This window comes from Actinoplanes teichomyceticus ATCC 31121 (assembly GCF_003711105.1).
GTDB classification, from domain to species: domain Bacteria; phylum Actinomycetota; class Actinomycetes; order Mycobacteriales; family Micromonosporaceae; genus Actinoplanes; species Actinoplanes teichomyceticus.
The window spans coordinates 6,258,619-6,277,342 of record NZ_CP023865.1 but is presented as its reverse complement, the minus strand read 5'-3'; the positions used below and the strand labels follow the sequence as shown (position 1 = coordinate 6,277,342).

General features: G+C 73.8%; 14 protein-coding genes. 11 read left to right on the top strand and 3 right to left on the bottom strand.

Annotated elements, in window-relative coordinates; translation table 11 throughout:
* Window positions 1-57: 57 nt before the first annotated feature.
* A complete protein-coding gene (locus ACTEI_RS27525) occupies window positions 58-1,308 on the bottom strand; it encodes a glycosyltransferase family 2 protein (protein WP_122980313.1) in 1,251 nt (416 codons plus the stop codon).
* Window positions 1,309-1,543: 235 nt separating this feature from the next.
* On the opposite strand from ACTEI_RS27525, the gene ACTEI_RS27520 reads away from it, so the two are divergent.
* From ACTEI_RS27520 to ACTEI_RS27505, 4 genes are all read left to right on the top strand, one after another.
* Entirely contained in the window at window positions 1,544-2,200 is a 657-nt protein-coding gene (locus ACTEI_RS27520; RefSeq protein ID WP_122980312.1) for an HAD family hydrolase, read from the top strand.
* 236 nt (window positions 2,201-2,436) lie between these two features.
* Complete coding sequence (locus tag ACTEI_RS27515; protein WP_239082344.1) at window positions 2,437-4,092, top strand: sodium:solute symporter family protein; 1,656 nt, start codon at window positions 2,437-2,439, stop codon at window positions 4,090-4,092.
* 7 nt (window positions 4,093-4,099) lie between these two features.
* Window positions 4,100-4,345, top strand: coding sequence for a hypothetical protein (locus tag ACTEI_RS27510; RefSeq protein WP_122980310.1), 246 nt, complete (start codon window positions 4,100-4,102; stop codon window positions 4,343-4,345).
* Window positions 4,346-4,434: 89 nt separating this feature from the next.
* Window positions 4,435-4,692, top strand: a complete 258-nt coding sequence (locus ACTEI_RS27505; protein ID WP_122980309.1) for a hypothetical protein — start codon at window positions 4,435-4,437, stop codon at window positions 4,690-4,692.
* A 3-nt stretch (window positions 4,693-4,695) separates the two neighbouring features.
* Here the strand turns inward: ACTEI_RS27505 and ACTEI_RS27500 are convergent, their stop codons facing one another.
* A complete protein-coding gene (locus ACTEI_RS27500) occupies window positions 4,696-5,811 on the bottom strand; it encodes a PQQ-dependent sugar dehydrogenase (RefSeq protein WP_122980308.1) in 1,116 nt (371 codons plus the stop codon).
* A 140-nt stretch (window positions 5,812-5,951) separates the two neighbouring features.
* Between ACTEI_RS27500 and ACTEI_RS27495 the strand changes: the two genes are divergently transcribed.
* The 7 genes from ACTEI_RS27495 (at window position 5,952) to ACTEI_RS27465 (ending at window position 16,994) form a co-directional block, all read left to right on the top strand.
* Window positions 5,952-7,415, top strand: a complete 1,464-nt coding sequence (locus tag ACTEI_RS27495; protein WP_122980307.1) for an alpha/beta hydrolase — start codon at window positions 5,952-5,954, stop codon at window positions 7,413-7,415.
* A gap of 79 nt (window positions 7,416-7,494) precedes the next feature.
* The gene (gene ggt / locus ACTEI_RS27490) at window positions 7,495-9,270 is read left to right on the top strand and encodes a gamma-glutamyltransferase (protein WP_122980306.1); all 1,776 of its coding nucleotides are present in this window, start codon (window positions 7,495-7,497) and stop codon (window positions 9,268-9,270) included.
* A 120-nt stretch (window positions 9,271-9,390) separates the two neighbouring features.
* Window positions 9,391-10,344, top strand: a complete 954-nt coding sequence (locus tag ACTEI_RS27485; RefSeq protein ID WP_122980305.1) for a TolB family protein — start codon at window positions 9,391-9,393, stop codon at window positions 10,342-10,344.
* 693 nt (window positions 10,345-11,037) lie between these two features.
* Complete coding sequence (trmB, locus tag ACTEI_RS27480) at window positions 11,038-11,655, top strand: tRNA (guanosine(46)-N7)-methyltransferase TrmB (RefSeq protein WP_222942279.1); 618 nt, start codon at window positions 11,038-11,040, stop codon at window positions 11,653-11,655.
* Window positions 11,656-12,712: 1,057 nt separating this feature from the next.
* Window positions 12,713-14,872, top strand: a complete 2,160-nt coding sequence (locus ACTEI_RS27475) for an ATP-binding protein (protein ID WP_239082345.1) — start codon at window positions 12,713-12,715, stop codon at window positions 14,870-14,872.
* Window positions 14,873-14,931: 59 nt separating this feature from the next.
* A complete protein-coding gene (locus ACTEI_RS27470; RefSeq protein ID WP_122980304.1) occupies window positions 14,932-16,350 on the top strand; it encodes a selenium-binding protein SBP56-related protein in 1,419 nt (472 codons plus the stop codon).
* Window positions 16,347-16,994, top strand: coding sequence for a hypothetical protein (locus tag ACTEI_RS27465; RefSeq protein WP_122980303.1), 648 nt, complete (start codon window positions 16,347-16,349; stop codon window positions 16,992-16,994). Before ACTEI_RS27470 ends, ACTEI_RS27465 begins: the two co-directional genes overlap by 4 nt.
* A gap of 891 nt (window positions 16,995-17,885) precedes the next feature.
* Here ACTEI_RS27465 and ACTEI_RS27460 read toward each other — a convergent pair.
* Window positions 17,886-18,500, bottom strand: coding sequence for a hypothetical protein (locus tag ACTEI_RS27460; RefSeq protein WP_122982442.1), 615 nt, complete (start codon window positions 18,498-18,500; stop codon window positions 17,886-17,888).
* Window positions 18,501-18,724 lie beyond the last annotated feature (224 nt).

The window sequence follows — 18,724 nt, the reverse complement described above, 5'->3', positions numbered from 1 at the left end:
GGTCGCTCACGCCGTGCTCACCGGTCCGGTCGGCCGGGGCGGTCGCTCAGGCCGTGCTCACCGGTCCCGATCGGCCGGGGGCACGGCACGCAGCCTTCCGGTACGATCCCCGCCCCCGCCCTCCCCGTTGATCACCCGGAGGTTGGGCCGGCCCTGCAGCCGCCGTCGCCCGGCGCCGACCTCACGGCCCGGATCGGTCCCGAGGTTGTCCCGCCACGGGCCGCGCACCGTCGGCGCCTCGCCGGGCGTGTCGCCGACCCGGGGGGCCACCACCGGACCGCCCGCCGTGCGCCGGTCCGGCTGTGCCGCACGAGCCCGATCCGGCGCCGCCACCCGGGAGTTGGTCGCGGGCCAGCGCGCGGCCACGTCGCCCGCCACGGGCAGCCGGTCCCGCCCGGCACGCACCCGGTTGATCCCGCCGTGCCCGGCGTCCGTCCCGCCCCGGCCCGAGGCGTCCGCCCGGAACGTGCCGCGTCCGCCGGCGTCCGCCCGGAACGTGCCGCGTCCGCCGGCGTCCGCCCGGAACGTGCCGCCCGCCGCGGGCCCGCCCGGGAGCGGTCCGGCGTCGGTCCCGGTACGCCCCAGCAGCCCCGCCCCCACGCCCCGGCCGGTCAGCACCACGATGCTGTCCGCCTCACCGGCGCGGGCCGCCCGGCGGCGCTCCGCGTGCTCGGCGACCAGCGCCCGGACCGCCGGTGTCAGCCCGGGCCGGGCGGCCGGCGCGGTACGCGGATAGGCCACCGCCGGCACCTCGGTCACGAGCAGCCCGGCCAACCCGGCCCGGACGGTCATCAGCGCCTCGATCTCCAGCCCGTCGCCGCGCACCGGGTCGGTCCCGGCCACCCGGGGCAGCCCGACCGAGGTGGCCACGTCCCGCCAGAACGCGCGGAACCCGCAGCCGGGGTCGGTCCGCCGGCAGCCGAACAGCACGGTCATGAACCAGAGCAGGATCCGGGCGCTCAGCCGGGACAGCCGCCCGCCGCACAGGTCGCGCCCGTCGTGGTGGAAGCGGGAGCCCTGGGCCACGTCCGCGCCGTCGCGCAGCGCCCGCAGGTAGCGGGGGAGCTCGGCCGGGTCGCACGAGCCGTCACCGGCCAGGACGGCCACGATGTCGCCGGTGGCCACGGCGACCCCGCAGGCCAGCGCGTTGCCGACACCGGTGCGGGTCTGCCGGACCACCCGGGTGACGCGGGGCGTCGCGATGCCCGTGTCGTCGTCCCGGCCGACCACCACGATCACCTCGGCGACCGGGGGCAGGGCGGCGAGCAGGACCGGCAGGGCGGTCCCGGCCGGGATCACGACACTCACCGAGGGTGACGAAGGGCGATGCGGTGCGACGGGCATGAGTGGCGGCTCCCCGGGTCCGGTGCGGTGCTTGGCGACAAGCTACCGGTCGGCAACCGGCTGGCAACTCGACCGACCGGTGGATCGTGATCAACTCAGCGGCCGTCACCGTCCGTACGAAAAACGGGGTGGGTTGTAGGGTTTGTCCCGTGATGAGACTGGGACTCCGGGCCGAGTTCGTGCCCGCGGCGGAGGCGCTGTGACCATCGAGGCGGTCGTCTTCGACCTGGACGGCGTGATCATCGACACCGAGGCGGTGTGGGAGGAGGTCCGCCGGGCGTATGTCGCCGAGCACGGCCGCGCGTTCCTCCCCGACACGCAGGACCGGATGATGGGAATGAACACCGCCGAGTGGTCCAGCCACCTGGTCGACGAGGTGGGCGTCCCGCTGCCGGCCACCCGGGTGGCGGCGGAGGTGCTCGACCGGATGGCGCGGCGTTACCGCGAGTCGCTGCCGCTGATCCCCGGCGCGGTGGAGACCGTCCGCGCCCTCGGCGCGCGGTACCGCCTGGCCCTGGCCAGCTCGTCGGCCCGCGTCCTGATCGACCAGGTGCTGGCGACCGCCGGGCTGACCGCGGAATTCGAGGTCACGCTGTCGACCGAGGAGGTGGCCCGCGGCAAGCCCGCCCCGGACGTCTACCTCGCCGCGGCCGCCAAACTGGGCCTGCCCGGCGAGGTGTGCGCCGCGGTCGAGGACTCCAGCAACGGGCTGCGCGCGGCCGGCGCCGCCGGGCTGGCGGTGATCGCCGTGCCGCACGGCGTCTACCCGCCCGCCCCGGATGCGCTGGCCCAGGCCGCGCTGGTGGTCGGCGCGATCACCGAGGTGACCCCGGAGGCGGTCGCCGCGCTGCGCTAGCCGATCCCGTCCCGGTACGACCGGGGCTCGCCGGCCGGCGCCCGCCCGGTCGGCCGGCCCCGGTGATCTCCGCGGCGCTCGCTGGGATCACCGCGGACGACGGGCGGGACCAGGCGTTCCGCTTCGGACTCGAACACCTCCTCGACGGTCTGGAGCGGCTCGCCACACGCCGGAAACCAGGAGTGTGAAAAAACTTCGATCCGGGTAGTCCGGGGCCGAAACTGGGAGGTGGGCCCGTGAGCGGTCTCCGGCTCGACGTGAACTTCGTCGACTATCTGATCCTGGCGATCTATTTCATCACCGTTCTGGGAGTCGGTTTCGCGGCCCGGCGGGCGATCCGCAGCAGCTCCGACTTCTTTCTCTCCGGACGCTCGATGCCGGCCTGGGTGACCGGCCTGGCCTTCGTCTCGGCCAACCTCGGCGCACTGGAGATCATCGGCATGGCCGCCAACGGCGCCCAGTACGGCCTGATGACCCTGCACTATTACTGGATCGGCGCGGTCCCGGCGATGGTCTTCCTCGGCATCGTCATGATGCCCTTCTACTACGGCTCCAAGGTGCGCAGCGTCCCGGAGTTCCTGCGGCGGCGGTTCAACCGGCCGACCCACCTGTTCAACGCGGTCAGTTTCGCGGTGGCCCAGGTGCTGATCGCCGGCGTCAACCTGTACGCCCTGGCATTGATCCTGCAGGCACTGCTCGGCTGGCCGCTCTGGCTCTCCATCGTGATCGGCGCGGCGATCGTGCTGGCGTACATCACGCTCGGCGGCCTCTCCTCGGCCATCTACAACGAGGTGCTGCAGTTCTTCGTCATCCTCGCCGGCCTGATCCCGATCACCGTGATCGGCCTGGTGAAGGTGGGTGGCTGGAACGGCCTCGTGGACAAGGTGCAGCAGAGCCAGCTCGGCGACGCCGCGCTGCACACCTTCTCCCACACGGCGAACACGGACAACCCGCTCGGCGCGAACTGGATCGGGATCGTCTTCGGTCTCGGCTTCGTGCTGTCGTTCGGCTACTGGACCACGAACTTCGCCGAGGTGCAGCGGGCGCTCAGCGCCAAGGACATGAGCGCGGCGCGGCGTACCCCGATCATCGGCGCCTTCCCGAAGCTGCTGATCCCCGCGGTCACCGTGATCCCCGGCCTGATCGCCCTGGTCACCGTGCAGGGGCTGGGCGCGCGGGAGGGAGAACTGACGTACAACAACGCGATCCCGCTGCTGATGCGCGACCTGCTGCCCAACGGCGTGCTCGGGGTGGCGGTGACCGGTCTGGTGGCCTCGTTCATGGCCGGCATGGCGGCCAACGTGAGCGGGTTCAACACCGTCTTCACGTACGACATCTGGCAGTCCTACGTGCGCAAGGACCGTGACGACCGGTACTACCTGCGGGTCGGCCGGATCGCCACGATCGGCGGCGTGCTGGTCGGGATCGGCACCGCGTTCATCGCGGCCGGCTTCGACAACATCATGAACTACATCCAGGCGCTGTTCTCACTGTTCAACGCGCCGCTGTTCGCCACCTTCATCGTCGGCATGTTCTGGAAGCGGATGTCCGCATGGGCCGGGTTCTGGTCGCTGCTGCTGGGCTTCCTCGCCTCGCTGACGCTCTACCTGGGCTACCTGGGCGACGTCTTCAGGTTCAACTCCGACCTGGAGGAGAGCTTCTGGGGCGCCGGCGCGGCGTTCGTCACCGCGGTGGTGGTGGCCGTGCTGGTCAGCCTGTTCACCCCGAGCAAGCCGGAGGACGAGCTGCGCGGCCTGGTCTACGGCCTGGCCGGGCACAGCACGTCGGGTGAGGTCATCGTGGCCGGCGACCGGGTCTGGTGGCGCAACCCGGTGGTGCTGGGCACCGTCGCCCTGGTGCTGGCCGTCGTTCTCTACATCCCCTTCTGGTGAGGTTGACATGAATCAGCTCTTCGATGTTCGCGCGGTCATCGGTGGGATGTTCGTCGTCTACGGGGTGATCGTCACGCTGCTGGGACTCTTCGACGGCTCAGCCGAGATGGACAAGGCGCAGGGCGTCCGGATCAACCTGTGGATGGGCCTGGCGATGCTCGCGCTGGGATTGTTCATGCTGCTCTGGCTGCGGCTGAACCCGCCGAAGCCGGTGGAACCGCCGGCCGAGGAGACGTCCGACCGCCAGGCCTGAGGTACGCACGGGTGTGCCCCGGGTGCCATCGCGTTGCACAGGGTCGGCATATCGTCAAGAGCGGTGCCCGCGCGACCGATTACCGGGGCATGAACCCCCTCGCCTCAATCAGCAGCCTCGCCTCGTCCGGCGGCCAGCGCGCCGCTGGCTGGCAGGCGCAGCTCCGTGTCGACTACGTCGTCAACAAGGTGGCCCAGACCCACCGCGGTCAGTCCGAAGACCAGGTGAAGCAGGCTCTGCAGGACCAGTTGCGGGTCTTCGGCGTGGTGCCCAACGCGAAGCAGATGGCGGTGTACGCCGCCGCGATCTCGGCACTGCCGGAACTGCCCCCGAACAACCGCCATTAGCCCTTACCGGGCCGGGAAGCGAAGGACCCGGTCGTCGCCGTCGCGCGGGTGGCCGCGGCCGTCGGTGTTCGAAGTGGTCAACCACAGCGAGCCATCGGCGGCCACGGCCACCGTGCGCAGCCGGCCGTATTCCCCCGTGAGCTCGGCCCTTCCCGCCCCGCCGGTGAGCGGAACGGTCAGCAGCCGCTCACCCCGCAGCGCGGCCACGTACAGCGTGTCGCCGGCGACCGCCGCCCCGCTCGGGGACGCCTCGTCGGTGCGCCACTGCACGATCGGGTCGGTGTACCTGGTGTCGCCGGCCCGGCCCTCCACCTGTGGCCAGCCGTAGTTCTTGCCGGGTTGGATGACGTTCACCTCGTCCCAGGTGCTCTGGCCGAACTCGATGCCGTACATCCGGCCCCGGGCGTCCCAGGCCAGCCCCTGCACGTTGCGGTGGCCCATGCTCCACACCGGTGAGCCGGGCCACGGATTGCCCGGCGCCGGCTCACCCTCCGGGGTCAGTCGCAGAATCTTGCCGTTCGGGTCGGCCCGGTCCTGCGCGCGCGGCTCGTCGCCGGCGTCGCCGGTGCCGACGTAGAGCATCCCGTCGGGGCCGAACGCGATCCGGCCGCCGTTGTGCCGCGCCCCCCGGTCCAGTCCGGTGAAGACGGTCTGCGGGGCGCCGCCGGACAGCCTGAACCGGACGATCCGGTTGTCCCACTCACCGGTGAAATACGCGTAGACCCAGTCCCCTCGCACCGCCAGGCCGAGCAGGCCACCCTCGCCGCCGGGCCGCACGCCGGGCACCGTGTAGACCCGCTCGCGCCGCGCGCCGGGCCGGACCCGGTGGATGTGGCCGGTCTCCCGCTCGGCGACCAGCGCGCTGCCGTCCGCCTGGAACGCCAGCCCCCACGGCACGTTGATCCCGCTGGTGACGACCTGCGGCGCCGCGCTCAGGTCCGGGGTGCGGCCGGGCGCCGACGACGTCGCCGGGGCCACCGGGGACGTCGCCGGGGCCGGCGGCGAGGCGGTCGGCGGCCCCGGGTCGACGGCCGGTCCGGTGTTGGCCGGATCGGCGGAGCAGGCGGTCAGCAGGGCGGCTCCGGCGGCCGCGACGGCCAGGCGGGTGACGGACGGCATCTCTCCAGCCTGCCATGATGCTGCGATGACGAATGCCCCAGTTGATGCAAAAACGGGCATTCTCCAGAATCGTTGTGCCCGGGCGGCTCAAGATGGTGCCGCGCGGACCACTCCCACCGCGCAGGGCGGAGATACGGGTTTTGCGAGCTTTCCGGCGGTCGATCACGGCAGCGATCCTCACCCTCACCACCCTCCTCGGGCCGCAGCCCGCCCGGGCGGCGACCACGCCGGTGGTGACCTGGGCGGCCTGCCCCGAGGACGAGCAGGTGCAGTGCGGAACGATGCGGGTCCCGGCGAACTGGGCCGACCCGTACGGGCCGTCGATCGAGCTGGCCATGGCCCGGCGTCCGGCCGCCGACCCGGCCCGCCGGATCGGTGTCCTGATCGTCAACCCGGGCGGCCCCGGGGGGTCGGCGGTCAACATGGCCCTGGACGCCACGTTCTTCACCCCCGAACTGCGCAACCGCTTCGACATCATCGGCCTCGACCCGCGCGGGGTGGGCCGCAGCACCCCGGTGCTGTGTTCGCAGACCCTGGTCGACGCGAAGCCGTCCCCGCTGGTCGCCGACGAGGCCGGGTTCCAGGCGCTCATCGCCTACAACCGCGGACTCGCCGCCGACTGCACGGCCCGCAGCGGCCCGGTGGTCGCCCACGCCGACACCGGCAGCGTGGTGCGCGACGTGGAGGCGCTGCGGATCGCGCTCGGCGAATCGAAGATCAGCATCTTCGGCGCCTCCTACGGCTCGCTGATCGGCGAGCTGTACGGCGAGACCCACCCCGGCACCCTGCGCGCGGTGGTGCTGGACAGCGTGATGGACCACAGCGTGGACGTGGACGCGTTCCTGAGCCAGGAGACCGCCGCGGTGCAGGACTCCTTCGACGAGTTCGTCGCCTGGTGCGCCCGCGACACCCGGTGCGTGCTGCGCGGCCAGGACATCCGCACGCTGTGGTCCACCCTGATGGACCGAGCCGCGGCCGGGTCGCTGCAGGACCCGTACGACCCGCCGGCCAAGCTCGGCGTGTGGCAGCTGATCTCGGCCGCCTTCAGCGCCTTCTACGACCCGCAGTGGTTCTCGTTCGCGCACTACCTCAAGGACGCGGCCGAACCCGCGGCGGCCAGCGGACGCGCGGCCCGGCCGGCGCCACCGGTCGACCTGACCCCGAACAGCTTCCCGGCCGTGGTCTGCGGGGACTGGGCGCTGCCGGTGGGCGACTTCACGGCGTACCGCAACCGGCTGAACGCCCTCGCCCGTCTCGCGCCGCAGGTCCGCGCCTCCCCGCTGGCGCTCTCCGCGGCCGCCGGCTGCCTCGGCTGGCCGGTCCCGCCGGCCACCCCGCAGCGGCGGCTCTCCCCGGCCAAGGTGCCGACCCTGCTGGTCAGCGCGCTGCACGACCCGGCCACCGCGCACGTCTGGGCGCAGCAGGTCACCGGGCAGCTGGGGCCCTCCGCGCGGTTGCTGACCTACCAGGGCTGGGGACACGTCGCCTACACGCACAGCCCGTGCGTCCAGGCCGCGGTCGAGCGCTACCTGATCGACCTGACCCTGCCGGCGGCCGGGGCGACATGTCCCGCGGTCGAGCCCGAGCCGTTCGGGATCGGCTGAGCGTGGCTCCGGTTGTGCCCGGCACTGATCAGCGGTAGGCAGGGAATTGACAACCGACACTGTCCTGTCTGGAGGGCCGATGCGGCTCCTATCCGCGTTAGCGGCGCTGTCGCTGACCACACTCGGCGTCGTGGCGGCCGCGCCGCCCGCCACCGCGCAGAATCAGGGAAGTTCGACGGCCGTCGGGTACGGCGGCGCGGTCGCCACGGTCGACGCCACCGCCACCGCCGCCGGGATCGAGGTGCTGCGCCGGGGCGGCAACGCGGTGGACGCCGCGATCGCGGCCGCCGCGACCCTCGGGGTGACCGAGCCGTTCGCCAACGGCATCGGCGGTGGCGGCTTCTTCGTCTACTACGACGCGCGCCGCCGCCAGGTGTTCACCATCGACGGGCGGGAGACCGGCCCGGCGACGATGACGCCGACCTACTTCATCGACCCGGCCACCGCGAAGCCGTACGCCTTCGACGAGGCCCGGGTCAGCGGCCTCTCCGTCGGCGTGCCCGGCACCCTGGCCACCTGGGAGGCCGCCGCGCGGCAGTGGGGCACCCGGTCGCTGGCCAGCGCGCTGAACCGGGCCGCGCGGGTCGCCGACCGCGGCTACCGGGTGGACGCCGAGTTCCGCCGCCAGGTGACCGACAACGCGGCCGTCTTCGCCCAGTTCGACGCGACCCGGGAGCTGTACCTGCCGGGTGGCGCGCCGCCCGCGCTCGGTGCGACGATCCGCAACCCGGACCTGGCCGACACGTACCGGCTGATCGCCCGCCGGGGCACCGACGTGTTCTACCGCGGTGAGGTGGCCGCCGACCTGCTCCGGACGGTGCGCACGCCGCCGGTCTCGGCACACCCGGCGGCGCCCTGGGCGTACCCGATCCGCCCGGGTGTGCTGACCGCCGCCGACCTGGCGCGGTACCGGGTCCGGCACCCGGCGCCGACCCGCTCGGACTACCGGGGCCTGACCGTGTACGGCATGTCCACCCCGTCCAGCGGCGGCACCGCGGTCGGCGAGGCGCTCAACATCCTCGAGGCGTCACCGCTGACCTCCGCGTCCACCCTCGACAAACTGCACCACTACCTGGAGGCGTCCGCGCTGGCGTTCGCCGACCGGGGACGCTACGTCGGCGCCGACACCCCGCAGCCGGTGCTGCGGCGGCTGCTGTCCGACAGCTGGGCCCGGCAGCGCGCCTGCGCCATCGACCCGCACCGGGCACTGGTCAAGCCGGTCCCGCCCGGCCCCGGCTGCGCCACCGCCCCGGCGGACGCGGCCCCGGACAAGGGGATGAGCACGACCAACCTGACCGTCGCCGACCGCTGGGGCAACGTCGTCGAGTACACCCTGACGCTGGAGCAGTTCGGCGGCAACGGGATGGTCGTGCCCGGGCGCGGCTTCATGCTCAACAACGAGCTGACCGACTTCAACTTCACCGGTACGCAGGGTGACGCCGCCGACCCGAACCTGCCCGGCCCGGGCAAGCGGCCGCGCAGCTCCATGTCGCCGACGATCGTGCTCGCCGGCGGGAAGCCGTACCTGGCCGTCGGCGCGCCGGGTGGCTCGACCATCATCACCACCGTGCTGCAGATCCTCCTCAACCGGCTGGAGCTGGGGATGACCCTGCCGCAGGCGGTCGCCGCGCCCCGGGCGACGCAGCGCAACACCGCCGGGATCCAGGCGGAGCCGGCCTTCCGCACCGCGTACGGGCCGGAGCTGACCGCCCGCGGCCACGTGTTCGGCCCGGACGCGCCGGAGATCGGCGCGGCCACCGCGATCGAGTTCACCCGCGACGGCGCCCAGGTGGCGGTGGCCGAACCGGTCCGGCGCGGCAGCGGTTCGGCCGCTGTGGTGCACCCGATCGGCTGAGTTGCCGGCACGGCGGGGAGTTCGGGCGCCACTTCGGCGCCCGAACTTCTTAGGTGCAGATGGGTTGCGACGATGTCACAGGACGTAAACGCAGGCAGGACCATCGGGGGGCGGTCAGCCATGATCAAGACGGCGGCGAGTACAACAGCGGTTCTGGCCGGCCTGATCCTCACGCCGGCGCCGGCCACGGCCGCCGCGGTTCCCACACTCGGGCAGCCGGTCGCGTACGTCCGCGGCGGCGACGTCTACGTCAGCAGCGGGCCGGCCGAGAAGAAGGTCACCACCGGTGGCGGGTACGCCCGCCCGCGCTGGTCACCCGACGGCAGGCAGCTCGCCGTCCTGAAAGGCGGCCGGCTGTGGACGATGAAGGCCGACGGCACCGCGCCGCGCCGGCTGACCACCCGCCCGGCGGCCGGCCCGTCCTGGTCGCCGGACGGCAAGTGGCTGGCGTTCGCCTCGCTCTCCTGCACCGGCGGGCCCGGCGTCTACCGGATCTCCACGACCGCGGCCAAGCCCGTGCCCGAGGTGCTGTTCCCCCGCGACTGCCGGGGCGAGGCACTGCCGGAGGAGCCGTCGCCGGCCACCGGATCCGGGTCGCTCAACGACCGGCTGCGCACCGACGACGCGGTGGCCTGGTCCCCGGACGGCAAGCAGATCGCGTTCCGCGGCGGCGAGTGCGACGCCGTCTACGACGCCTGCCTGAGCATCGGCACGATCGCCACCGGCGCGGAACGGGTGGTGGCCGCCTACGGGGGCGGCAGCCTGCAGAACCGCGGCTTCGCGGTGCTCCCGGCCTGGCGCGGCGACGGGGCCCGGCTGGCGTTCACCGCCTACCAGGAGGGCGAGACGCCCGCCGAGAACGAGCCGTTGCACGTGGTCGAGTACGACCCGCGTACCGGCAGGAAGCGCACCATCGGCGCCGCGATGGACCGCGAACCGACCTATCTCGACGCCGGCCGTGCCCTGGTCACCGGCCAGAGCAAGGGCGGCTCGTGGGTGGTCCTGATCGATCTGCGGACGGGCGCGCGCACGCCGTTCCACCCGGGATCCCAGCCGTCCGCCCGGGGCCGCTGACCCGGATCAACCCCGGCGCGCCGCCGCGCCGTCATCCTGTGCACCGGTCACGCCGGGCCGTGTTTCGGTTCACCGGTCACGCCGGGCCGTGTTTCGGTTCACCGGTCACGCCGGGCCGTGTTTCGGTCCACCCGTCACGCCGGGCCGTGTTTCGGTCCACCCGTCACGCCGGACCGTGTTTCGGTTCACCGGCCACGCCGCGCCGCCCGCACGCCGTTGCGGGCGGCGCGGCGCCGTGCGGCCTGCTCGTGGTCGCGCGGGGCCGGCCCGCGCATGGCTGGCCGGATGCTGACCGGATCCTTGCCGCTCGTCGCGTGCTTGCCTGTCCGCCCAGACTCTTGCCGCTGGTCGGGCTCTTGCCTCCGGTCTGGCTCTTGCCGTCGCTCGTGTTGGCTCCTCGCCCGGGCTCTTGCGTCGCTCGACCGTTGGTTGCTGGGCCGGGCTCCGGCGTCCGCTCGACTGCTGGCTCCCGGCCGGGCTCCGCTGTCCGGTCCGGTGTTCGTCAGGGCGCAGGGTGATATGTCCGAGGTGCGATTTTGGCCGCGGCCCTGCACCGCCCGTATCGTGGGCGCCGCCATGACTGACACCACCGCCTCGCCCGGGAACGCCACGGTTCGCGTCGCCGCCGGCCTGCCCGCTCACACCGTGGCCGCCGCCCGGCCGATCCGGACCTTCCACCCGCGCCGCGGCCGGATGAGCACCCGGCACGCCGACGCGCACGCCGCCCTCTGGCCGCGGCTCGGCCTGACCGTGCGCGACGGTGACCGTACCCCGCTGAACCTCCGCGAACTCTTCGGCCGCGACGCGCCCACCGTCCTGGAGATCGGTTTCGGCATGGGTGACGCGACCGCCGCGATGGCCGCCGCCGACCCGGACCGCGACTACCTCGGCGTCGAGGTGCACACCCCGGGCATCGGTAACCTTCTCGCCCTGGTGGGTGAGCTGTCGCTGACCAATGTCCGGGTGGCCGAGGGCGACGCCATGCAGCTGGTGCACCGGCTGGCCCCGAACGCCCTCGACGCCGTGCACGTCTTCTTCCCGGACCCGTGGCCGAAGGCGCGCCACCACAAGCGCCGCCTGATCCAGCCCGCGAGCGTCGCTGTCCTCCGCGAGCGCCTCCGCCCCGGTGGCATCCTGCACTGCGCCACCGACTGGCCGGAATACGCCGAGGCGATGATCGAGACCTTGGACGCCGACCCCGGCCTGCGCCGCCTGCCGGCGACCCCGCACGCCCGCCCGGAGACCAAGTTCGAGCGCCGCGGTGCGGCCGCCGGCCGTCCCATCACCGACCTGCGCTACGCCCGCATCTGAACGCCCGGCCCGCCGCATCGCTCAGCCGGTCCTCGGCTGGTGCAGGTGGTGCCTATGCACGCGAGATGACCACGGCACGCGCCAGCCGGTGCGCCCCGGCCGGTTCTGGTGGTGCCTGTCGAGGCGGGGGATGAGGGTTCCGGCCGGAGGCTTGCCGGCTGCGGTGGGGTGACGCGCAGCGGGGGGCTGCGGTGCTGGTCCCAGCCACTGTTCGGGAGCACCCGGCGGGGCGGGTCAGGCCTGCGGGTGGATGCGGGGCGCAGGACCGTGGATGGGCGGTGTAGGTCGTACCGGAGATTTCGGGCATGGAGCGGGCGTCATGCCGGCGGCGACCGCCTGCGGTGCCGGTAGGACAACCTCCGGGGAGGGACCTCCTCGCGAATCGCCGGTTTTGAGCTTTTCGCGCCTCTACGCTGAATCGTGGAGGTCGGCCATGGGGCGAGAAGACCCCGGCACTGGCGCCGGGCGGTCCGAGAGGGCGCGGGCGGCGCAAGCCGCGGTGCCCGTACGCCAGGCTGACCTTCACGGGGGGACGGCCGTCGACGAGCATCACAGCTTGCCGGCGGCCGCCATCGGGCCCCAGCCGCCCGCCGGGCGGCATCCCGCCAGCGAGTCGCGCGCGGCGAAGGACACCGGCGCGGTCAAGAGCGCTGAGGTACCGAAGGGCGTCCGCGCCACGGCCGGCACCCGGGCAGCGGGCGGCCCCGCGGCAAGTGAATCGCCGCCGGTCGCGCGTAGCGATTCCCGGGTCGGTGGTCCTGCGTCGGCTGGCGAGTCGCCCGGGGCCGGCGATCTGTCCGTGGCCCGCGGTGGCGCCGCGTCGGTCGGCGACTCGGGTGGGTGTGGTGACTCGCCGGTGGGCGGCGATGGTCCGGTGGCCGGTGATGCCGCGTCGACCGGTGACTCTCGAAAGCGTGGTGATCTGCCGGTGGCGCGTGACGGTCCCGCGGGCGGCGGTCCCGCGTCGCCTGGTGGTTCGCGCCGGGTGGCGGGCGGCGGTTCCGGGTCGGTCGGTGACGCTCGCACACCGCGCCCGGACGACAGCGGCGATGGTCGTGTGAACGAGGACGACGGCCGTGTGGACAGCGGCGACGGCCGCGTGAACCGGGACGACGGCCGCGTGCACGACCAGGACCCGGTGCGGGCGGTCCCGGCCGCCACCGGCGAGGCGGGCGCGGTGACCGGGGCGCATCTGTTGCGGGACGTGCTGGCCGGGGCGGCCGCGCGGCCGGTGCTGCATCGTGGGGTGCTGACCAGCGGGACCGCGGATCAGCTCGCCGCGCTCACCGCGCGCGGGGCGCAGACGCCGAGCGCCTGCATCCAGTTCGTCGAGGGGGACCGGCTGCGGCTCTACGGCAGCTGGGGCGTCTCCGCCGACTGGGACGCCATCGCCGACACCCCGCTGGAGGGTTCGCTCGGGGGCATGGTGGTACGCAGCGGCGGCGCGGTGATCGTCGACGACGCCACCGCGGACGACCGGGTGCCGCCCGGGGTGGTCCGCAAGCACGGCGGTGCCTACCTGGGGTATCCGGTGCACGACCGGCTCGGGCAGGTGCTCGGGGTGTGCTGCGCCTACGACCTGCGGCCCCGGGCGTGGGCGCCGGAGCAGATGACCGCGGTGGCCGAGGCGGCCGAGGTGGCCACCCTGCTGATCGGCGAGCAGCTGGCCCGGCACGAGCTGGAGCAGCAGCACCGCTTCCTGGACGCGGTGCTGGACAGCCTGCACGACGGGGTGACCGCGTGCGACGCGGCCGGGCGGGTGGTGTTCGCCAACGAGCGGATGCGGCGGCTGTGGGCGGACGACCCGCGGGACGGCTCCGGCGGGCCGGGCGGTGGCGAGCTCGGGCTGTACCGGGCGTTGCGCGGCGAGCGGGTCCGCGACGAGCCGGTGACCCGCCCCGGCCGTACCAGACGGACCCGGCACTTCCTGATGGATGCGCAGCCGATCCTCGGCCCGGACGCTTCCGTGGTCGGCGCGGTGCAGGCGATGCAGGACGTGACCCGGCAGCGCCGGGCGGAACGGTTCCGCTCCTGTGAACTGGCGGTGACCACGGCGCTGGCCGGGGCGCCCAGCATCGAGGCGGCCGGTCCGCGGATGCTGGAGGCGGTGGTCGCCACCCTGGACTGGGTGCACGCCGAGCTGTGGATGCTGGACCCGCCCGCCGGGGTGCTGCGGCCGGCGGCGCGGTGGAGCGCCCCCGGCTGGCCCAGCGCGGTGCGGGTGCCGGAGACGCTGGCGTACGGGCAGGGGCTGGCCGGGCGCGCCTGGCAGGTGGACGAGCCGTTGTGGATCCAGGATGTGGGCCAGCCGCAGAGTCTGGTGCCGGCCGCCGAGGCGTCCCCGGAGCGGTTGCACACCGCGCTGGCCGTCCCGGTGCACGACGGGTCCGAGGCGATCGGCGTGCTGACCGGGTTCGCCGACGCGGTGGAGGACCCGGAGGACGAGCTGGTCGCGCTGATGTCCGGGATCGCCGCGCACATGGGGCAGTTCGTCGAGCGGCGCCGGGTCGAGGACCTGCAGCGGCAGCTGGTGCGCAGCAAGAACGAGTACCTGGCGCTGATCGGGCACGAGCTGCGCACCCCGCTGACCTCGATCAGCGCGTACACCGAGCTGCTGCGCGAGGCGGACGAGGAGACCCTGGTCCGGGACGGGCCGCGGCTGATCGAGGTGGTGGAACGCAACGCGCTGGCGCTGCGGGAGATCATCAACGAGCTGCTGGAGCTCTCGGCGCTGGACGCCGGGCACGCCGACGTACGGCGTACGCCGATGGACCTGGCCGAGGTGGTCCGCGACGTGGTGGACCGCACCCGGGCGGCGATCGGCGCCGCCCCGGTGGTGATCGACGCCGACCTGCCCACCGAGCTGATCGTGCCCGGCGACCGGGACCGGCTGCGGCACATCGTGGAGAACCTGCTGGGCAGCGCGATCCGCTACAGCCCGGACGGCGGGCACGTCGAGGTCAGCCTGCGGCGCGCCGGACGGACCGCCGAGCTGGCCGTCTCGGACGCCGCCGCGGACGTGCCGCGTGACGAGCGGGAGAAGCTGTTCACCGGCCGCTACCGGACCAGCCGCGGCCACGACCGGACGCTGCCGGGCAGCGGGCTCGGCCTCACCCTGAGCCGGGCGGTGGTGGAACGCCTGCACGGCAGCGTCGAGCTGACCGGCGGGGACAGCGGGACGACCGTGCTGGTGCGGCTCCCGCTGGACGTGCGTTGACAGGTCGTTGACAGGTGTGACCCTGGCCACCGGGCCCGCTTCGAGACACGATGGCCTGCATGACGCGATGGACCCCGGATCCGACGTTCTATCCCTCGCCCAGCGACGCGGCCGGCGCGCCGGCGGAGAAACTGGCGTACGTGGCCGCTTTCGACCGCACCGCCGAGAAGCCGGACGCGATCGCGGTCGTCGACACCGATCCGGCCTCGGACTCCTACGGCCGGGTCGTCGGCTGGACCGACCTGCCGCACACCGGTGACGAGCTGCACCACTTCGGCTGGAACGCGTGCAGCAGCGCCCTCTGCCCGACCGCGCCGCACCCGCACGTGGAGCGCCGCTACCTGATCGTTCCCGGTCTGCGCTCCTCGCGCGTCTATGTGCTGGACACCAAGGACGATCCGCGGCAGCCGCGCCTGGTGAAGGAGATCAGCGCGGAGGAGCTGGCCGCCAAGGCCGACTACTCCCGGCCGCACACCGTGCACTGCGGACCGGACGGCATCTATCTTTCCGCGCTCGGCGCGGGCCGGGGCGACGACGGACCCGGCGGCATCGCCATCCTCGATCACCAGACCTTCGACGTACGAGGTCAGTGGGAGGCCGATCGGGGCGACCAGCGGCTCGCGTACGACTTCTGGTGGCACCTCACCCAGGACGTGCTGGTCACCTCGGAGTGGGGCACGCCGTCCATGATCGAGGACGGTCTCGTCCCGGAGCTGCTGCTCGGGCGCAAGTACGGCCACCGGATCCACTTCTGGGACCTGGCCAAGCGGAGCCTGGTGCAGACCGTCGACCTCGGCGACCAGTACCAGATGGCGCTGGAGCTGCGGCCGGCCCACGATCCCGCCGCCACGTACGGGTTCGTCGGGGTGGTGATCTCGGTCGAGGACCTGTCCGCGTCGGTTTGGCTGTGGCACCGCTCGGGTGGCTCGTTCGAGGTGCGCAAGGTGATCGACATTCCCGCCGAGCCGGCCGACCCGGCCGACCTGCCACCGGCGCTGCAGCCGTTCGCCGCGGTGCCGCCACTGGTCACCGACATCGACCTCACGGTGGACGACAAATTCCTGTACGTCTCCTGCTGGGGCACCGGTGAGCTGCGCCGCTACGACGTCAGCGACCCGTTCCAGCCGGTGTTCGCCGGCTCGGTGCACCTCGGCGGCATCGTCCGGCGCACCCCGCACCCGGCGTTCCCGGACGAGCCGCTGGCCGGCGGGCCGCAGATGGTGGAGGTCTCCCGGGACGGCAAGCGGGTGTACGTGACCAACTCGCTCTACGGCTCCTGGGACGACCAGTTCTACCCGCACGGGGTCGGCGCGTGGCTGGCCCGGCTGGACGCCTCGGAGGACTCGTTCACGCTGGACACTCGGTTCTTCCCGCACGGTGACGAGTTCCGCGGGCGGCGGGTGCATCAGACCCGGTTGCAGGGCGGGGACGCGTCGAGCGACTCGTACTGCTTCCCGTCCCCGAGCACCCGCACGTGACCTGGGAGTCCTATGCCGCGCTGCTCGCCCTGGGCGCCTTCCACGGGCTGAACCCGGCGATGGGCTGGCTGTTCGCGGTGGCCCGGGGCATGCAGGAGCGCAGCCGTACGGTGCTGCTGCGCTCCCTGCCCCCGATCGCGGCCGGGCATCTCGCCTCGGTCGCGATCGTCGCCGCGATCATCTCGGCGACCCGCTCGGTGGTCGCGGCGAACGTGGTCGGGATCACCGGTGGGGTGCTGCTCGTCGGGTTCGGGCTGTGGCGGCTGCTGTCCGAGCGGCACTTCCGCTGGGCGGGGATGCGGCTGTCGGCGGCGCAACTGGCCGGCTGGTCGTTCCTGATGTCCTCGGCGCACGGGGCCGGACTGATGCTGCTCCCGGTGCTGGCCACCACCCCGGTACCGGGCTCGGCGCACGCCGGGCACGAGCTCCCCGGAGCCGGCGGTTCGCCACTCGCGGCGCTGACCGGGCTCGGCGCGGCCGGGGTGCACACCGTCGCGATGTTCACCGTGATGGCCGGGTGCGCTCTGGTCGTCTACGAGTTCCTGGGGGTGAACATCCTGCGCCGCGCGTGGTTCAACGTCGACCGGCTGTGGGCCGGCGTCCTGGTCGCCGCCGGAGCCCTGACCATCGCCGTCACCGCGTGACGGGGGCGCCGGGCGAGCGGCCGGTCGCACCGTGCCGGGCTGCCGCCCGCGCCGTGCCCGGGGGTGCCGCCCGCGCCGTGCCCGGGGGTGCCGCCCGCGCCGTGCCGGGGCTGCCGCCCCGCCGTGCCCGGGCTTGCCGCCCGTGGCCCTGTCGGGCTGCCCACGGCCCTGTCCGGGCCGCTCGGTACCGGGCCCGGGGCGCTCGGTACCGGGCCCGGGGCGCTCGTATCGGGCTCGGGGCGCTCGTACCGCGCCCGGGCTGTCCGGACCGCGCCCGGGCCGTCCGCCACCCCTCGCGTCCGCCCGTACCGCGCGCCTCCATCCGGTCGTCCCCGGCGCGGGGGTCCGGGCGCGGGGAGCGTGCCGGCGGGGCGCCGCTGGGTCGCACGCCTCGTTCCGGTCGTTCGGGCGCGGGGAGCGTGCCGGCGGGGCGCCGCTGGGCCGCACGCCTCGTTCCGGTCGTTCGGGCGCGGGGAGCGTGCCGGCGGGGCGCCGCTGGGTCGCACGCCTCGTTCCGGTCGTTCGGGCGCGGGGAGCGTGCCGGCGGGGCGCCGCTGGGTCGCACGCCTCGTTCCGGTCGTTCGGGCGCGGGCAGCGTGCCGGCAGGGCGCCGCTGGGTCGCACGCCTCTCGTTCCGGTCGTTCGGGCGTGGAAAGCGTGCCGGCGGGGGCGCCGCTGGGCCGCACGCCTCGTTCCGGTCGTCCCCCGCGGGGAGCGGGCCGGGCCGGGCCGCCGCGCGAGGCTCCGGTTGGCGCCGCACGGACCTGACCCGGTCGTCCCCGGCGCGCGGAAGTGCGCGGAGCGTGCCGTGCCGGGCGACGGGGAGGGCCCGGCCAGGCCGGGCGAGCGGCGTGGCCGGGAGCGTAAACCCCGCGGTGCGGCGGGGCGGGATCAGGCGGCCGGGCTCGCGGTGGCCGACCACATGGCGGTGAAGGCGGCGGCTTCACCGGCGAGCCAGCTCTCGACGTCGCCCGGGCGGGTGGCCGGGTTGAGGCGGTGGGTGACGCCGCGGCGCAGGTCGACCAGCACCGGATCGGCGTCCGGGAGGATCTGCTCCATGTGGCGGGCCATCAGGTGCAGCATCGCGGTGACCAGCTCCGGGCTGGGCGGCTCCTCGTCGAAGTGCAGCCGCACCGCTTCCCGGTGGCCGTCGGCGAAGCGCAGCCCGAAGTGCGGGTTGATCTTCACAGCCAGCGGGCCGACGCTGGCCAGGGCGTCGCGGGTCTGGATCAGGGTGAGCTGCTCGGGGTCGCCCAGCGACGCCAGGTAGGCGCGGGCGCCGGCGCGAAGCGACTCGTACAGCGGCTTCCAGCGGTCCTTCACCAGGTCGACGACGCCGCCGAGGTAGCTGCCGCCGGTGCGGAACGCGATGTCCGCCTTGAGCGCCTTGACCAGCTGACCGTGCGGGTTGAAACCGCTCCGCCGCTCCCGCTGCCGGCGGAGCCCACCGACGAACGTGGCCTTCGCCGGGCCGGTGCGGGAGACGTACCGCGTGAAGCCGAGCATGGTCGCATACGGCGGGATGACAGGCACGGGGTTGGTCGAGATCGTGGACAGGGTGGACGTGGTCACGTCGGTCTCCTCACTCGGCGCTGCACAGCCTCGGATACCCGAAGATCAGCAGCTCAGGGCCCCTCTTTCGTACATACATTCTAATCGACCGGTACGACATTCCCAACCGCCCGAGCGCCCGCCGGGGTGCCGCTTGCACCCGAACCTCGTGGACTACG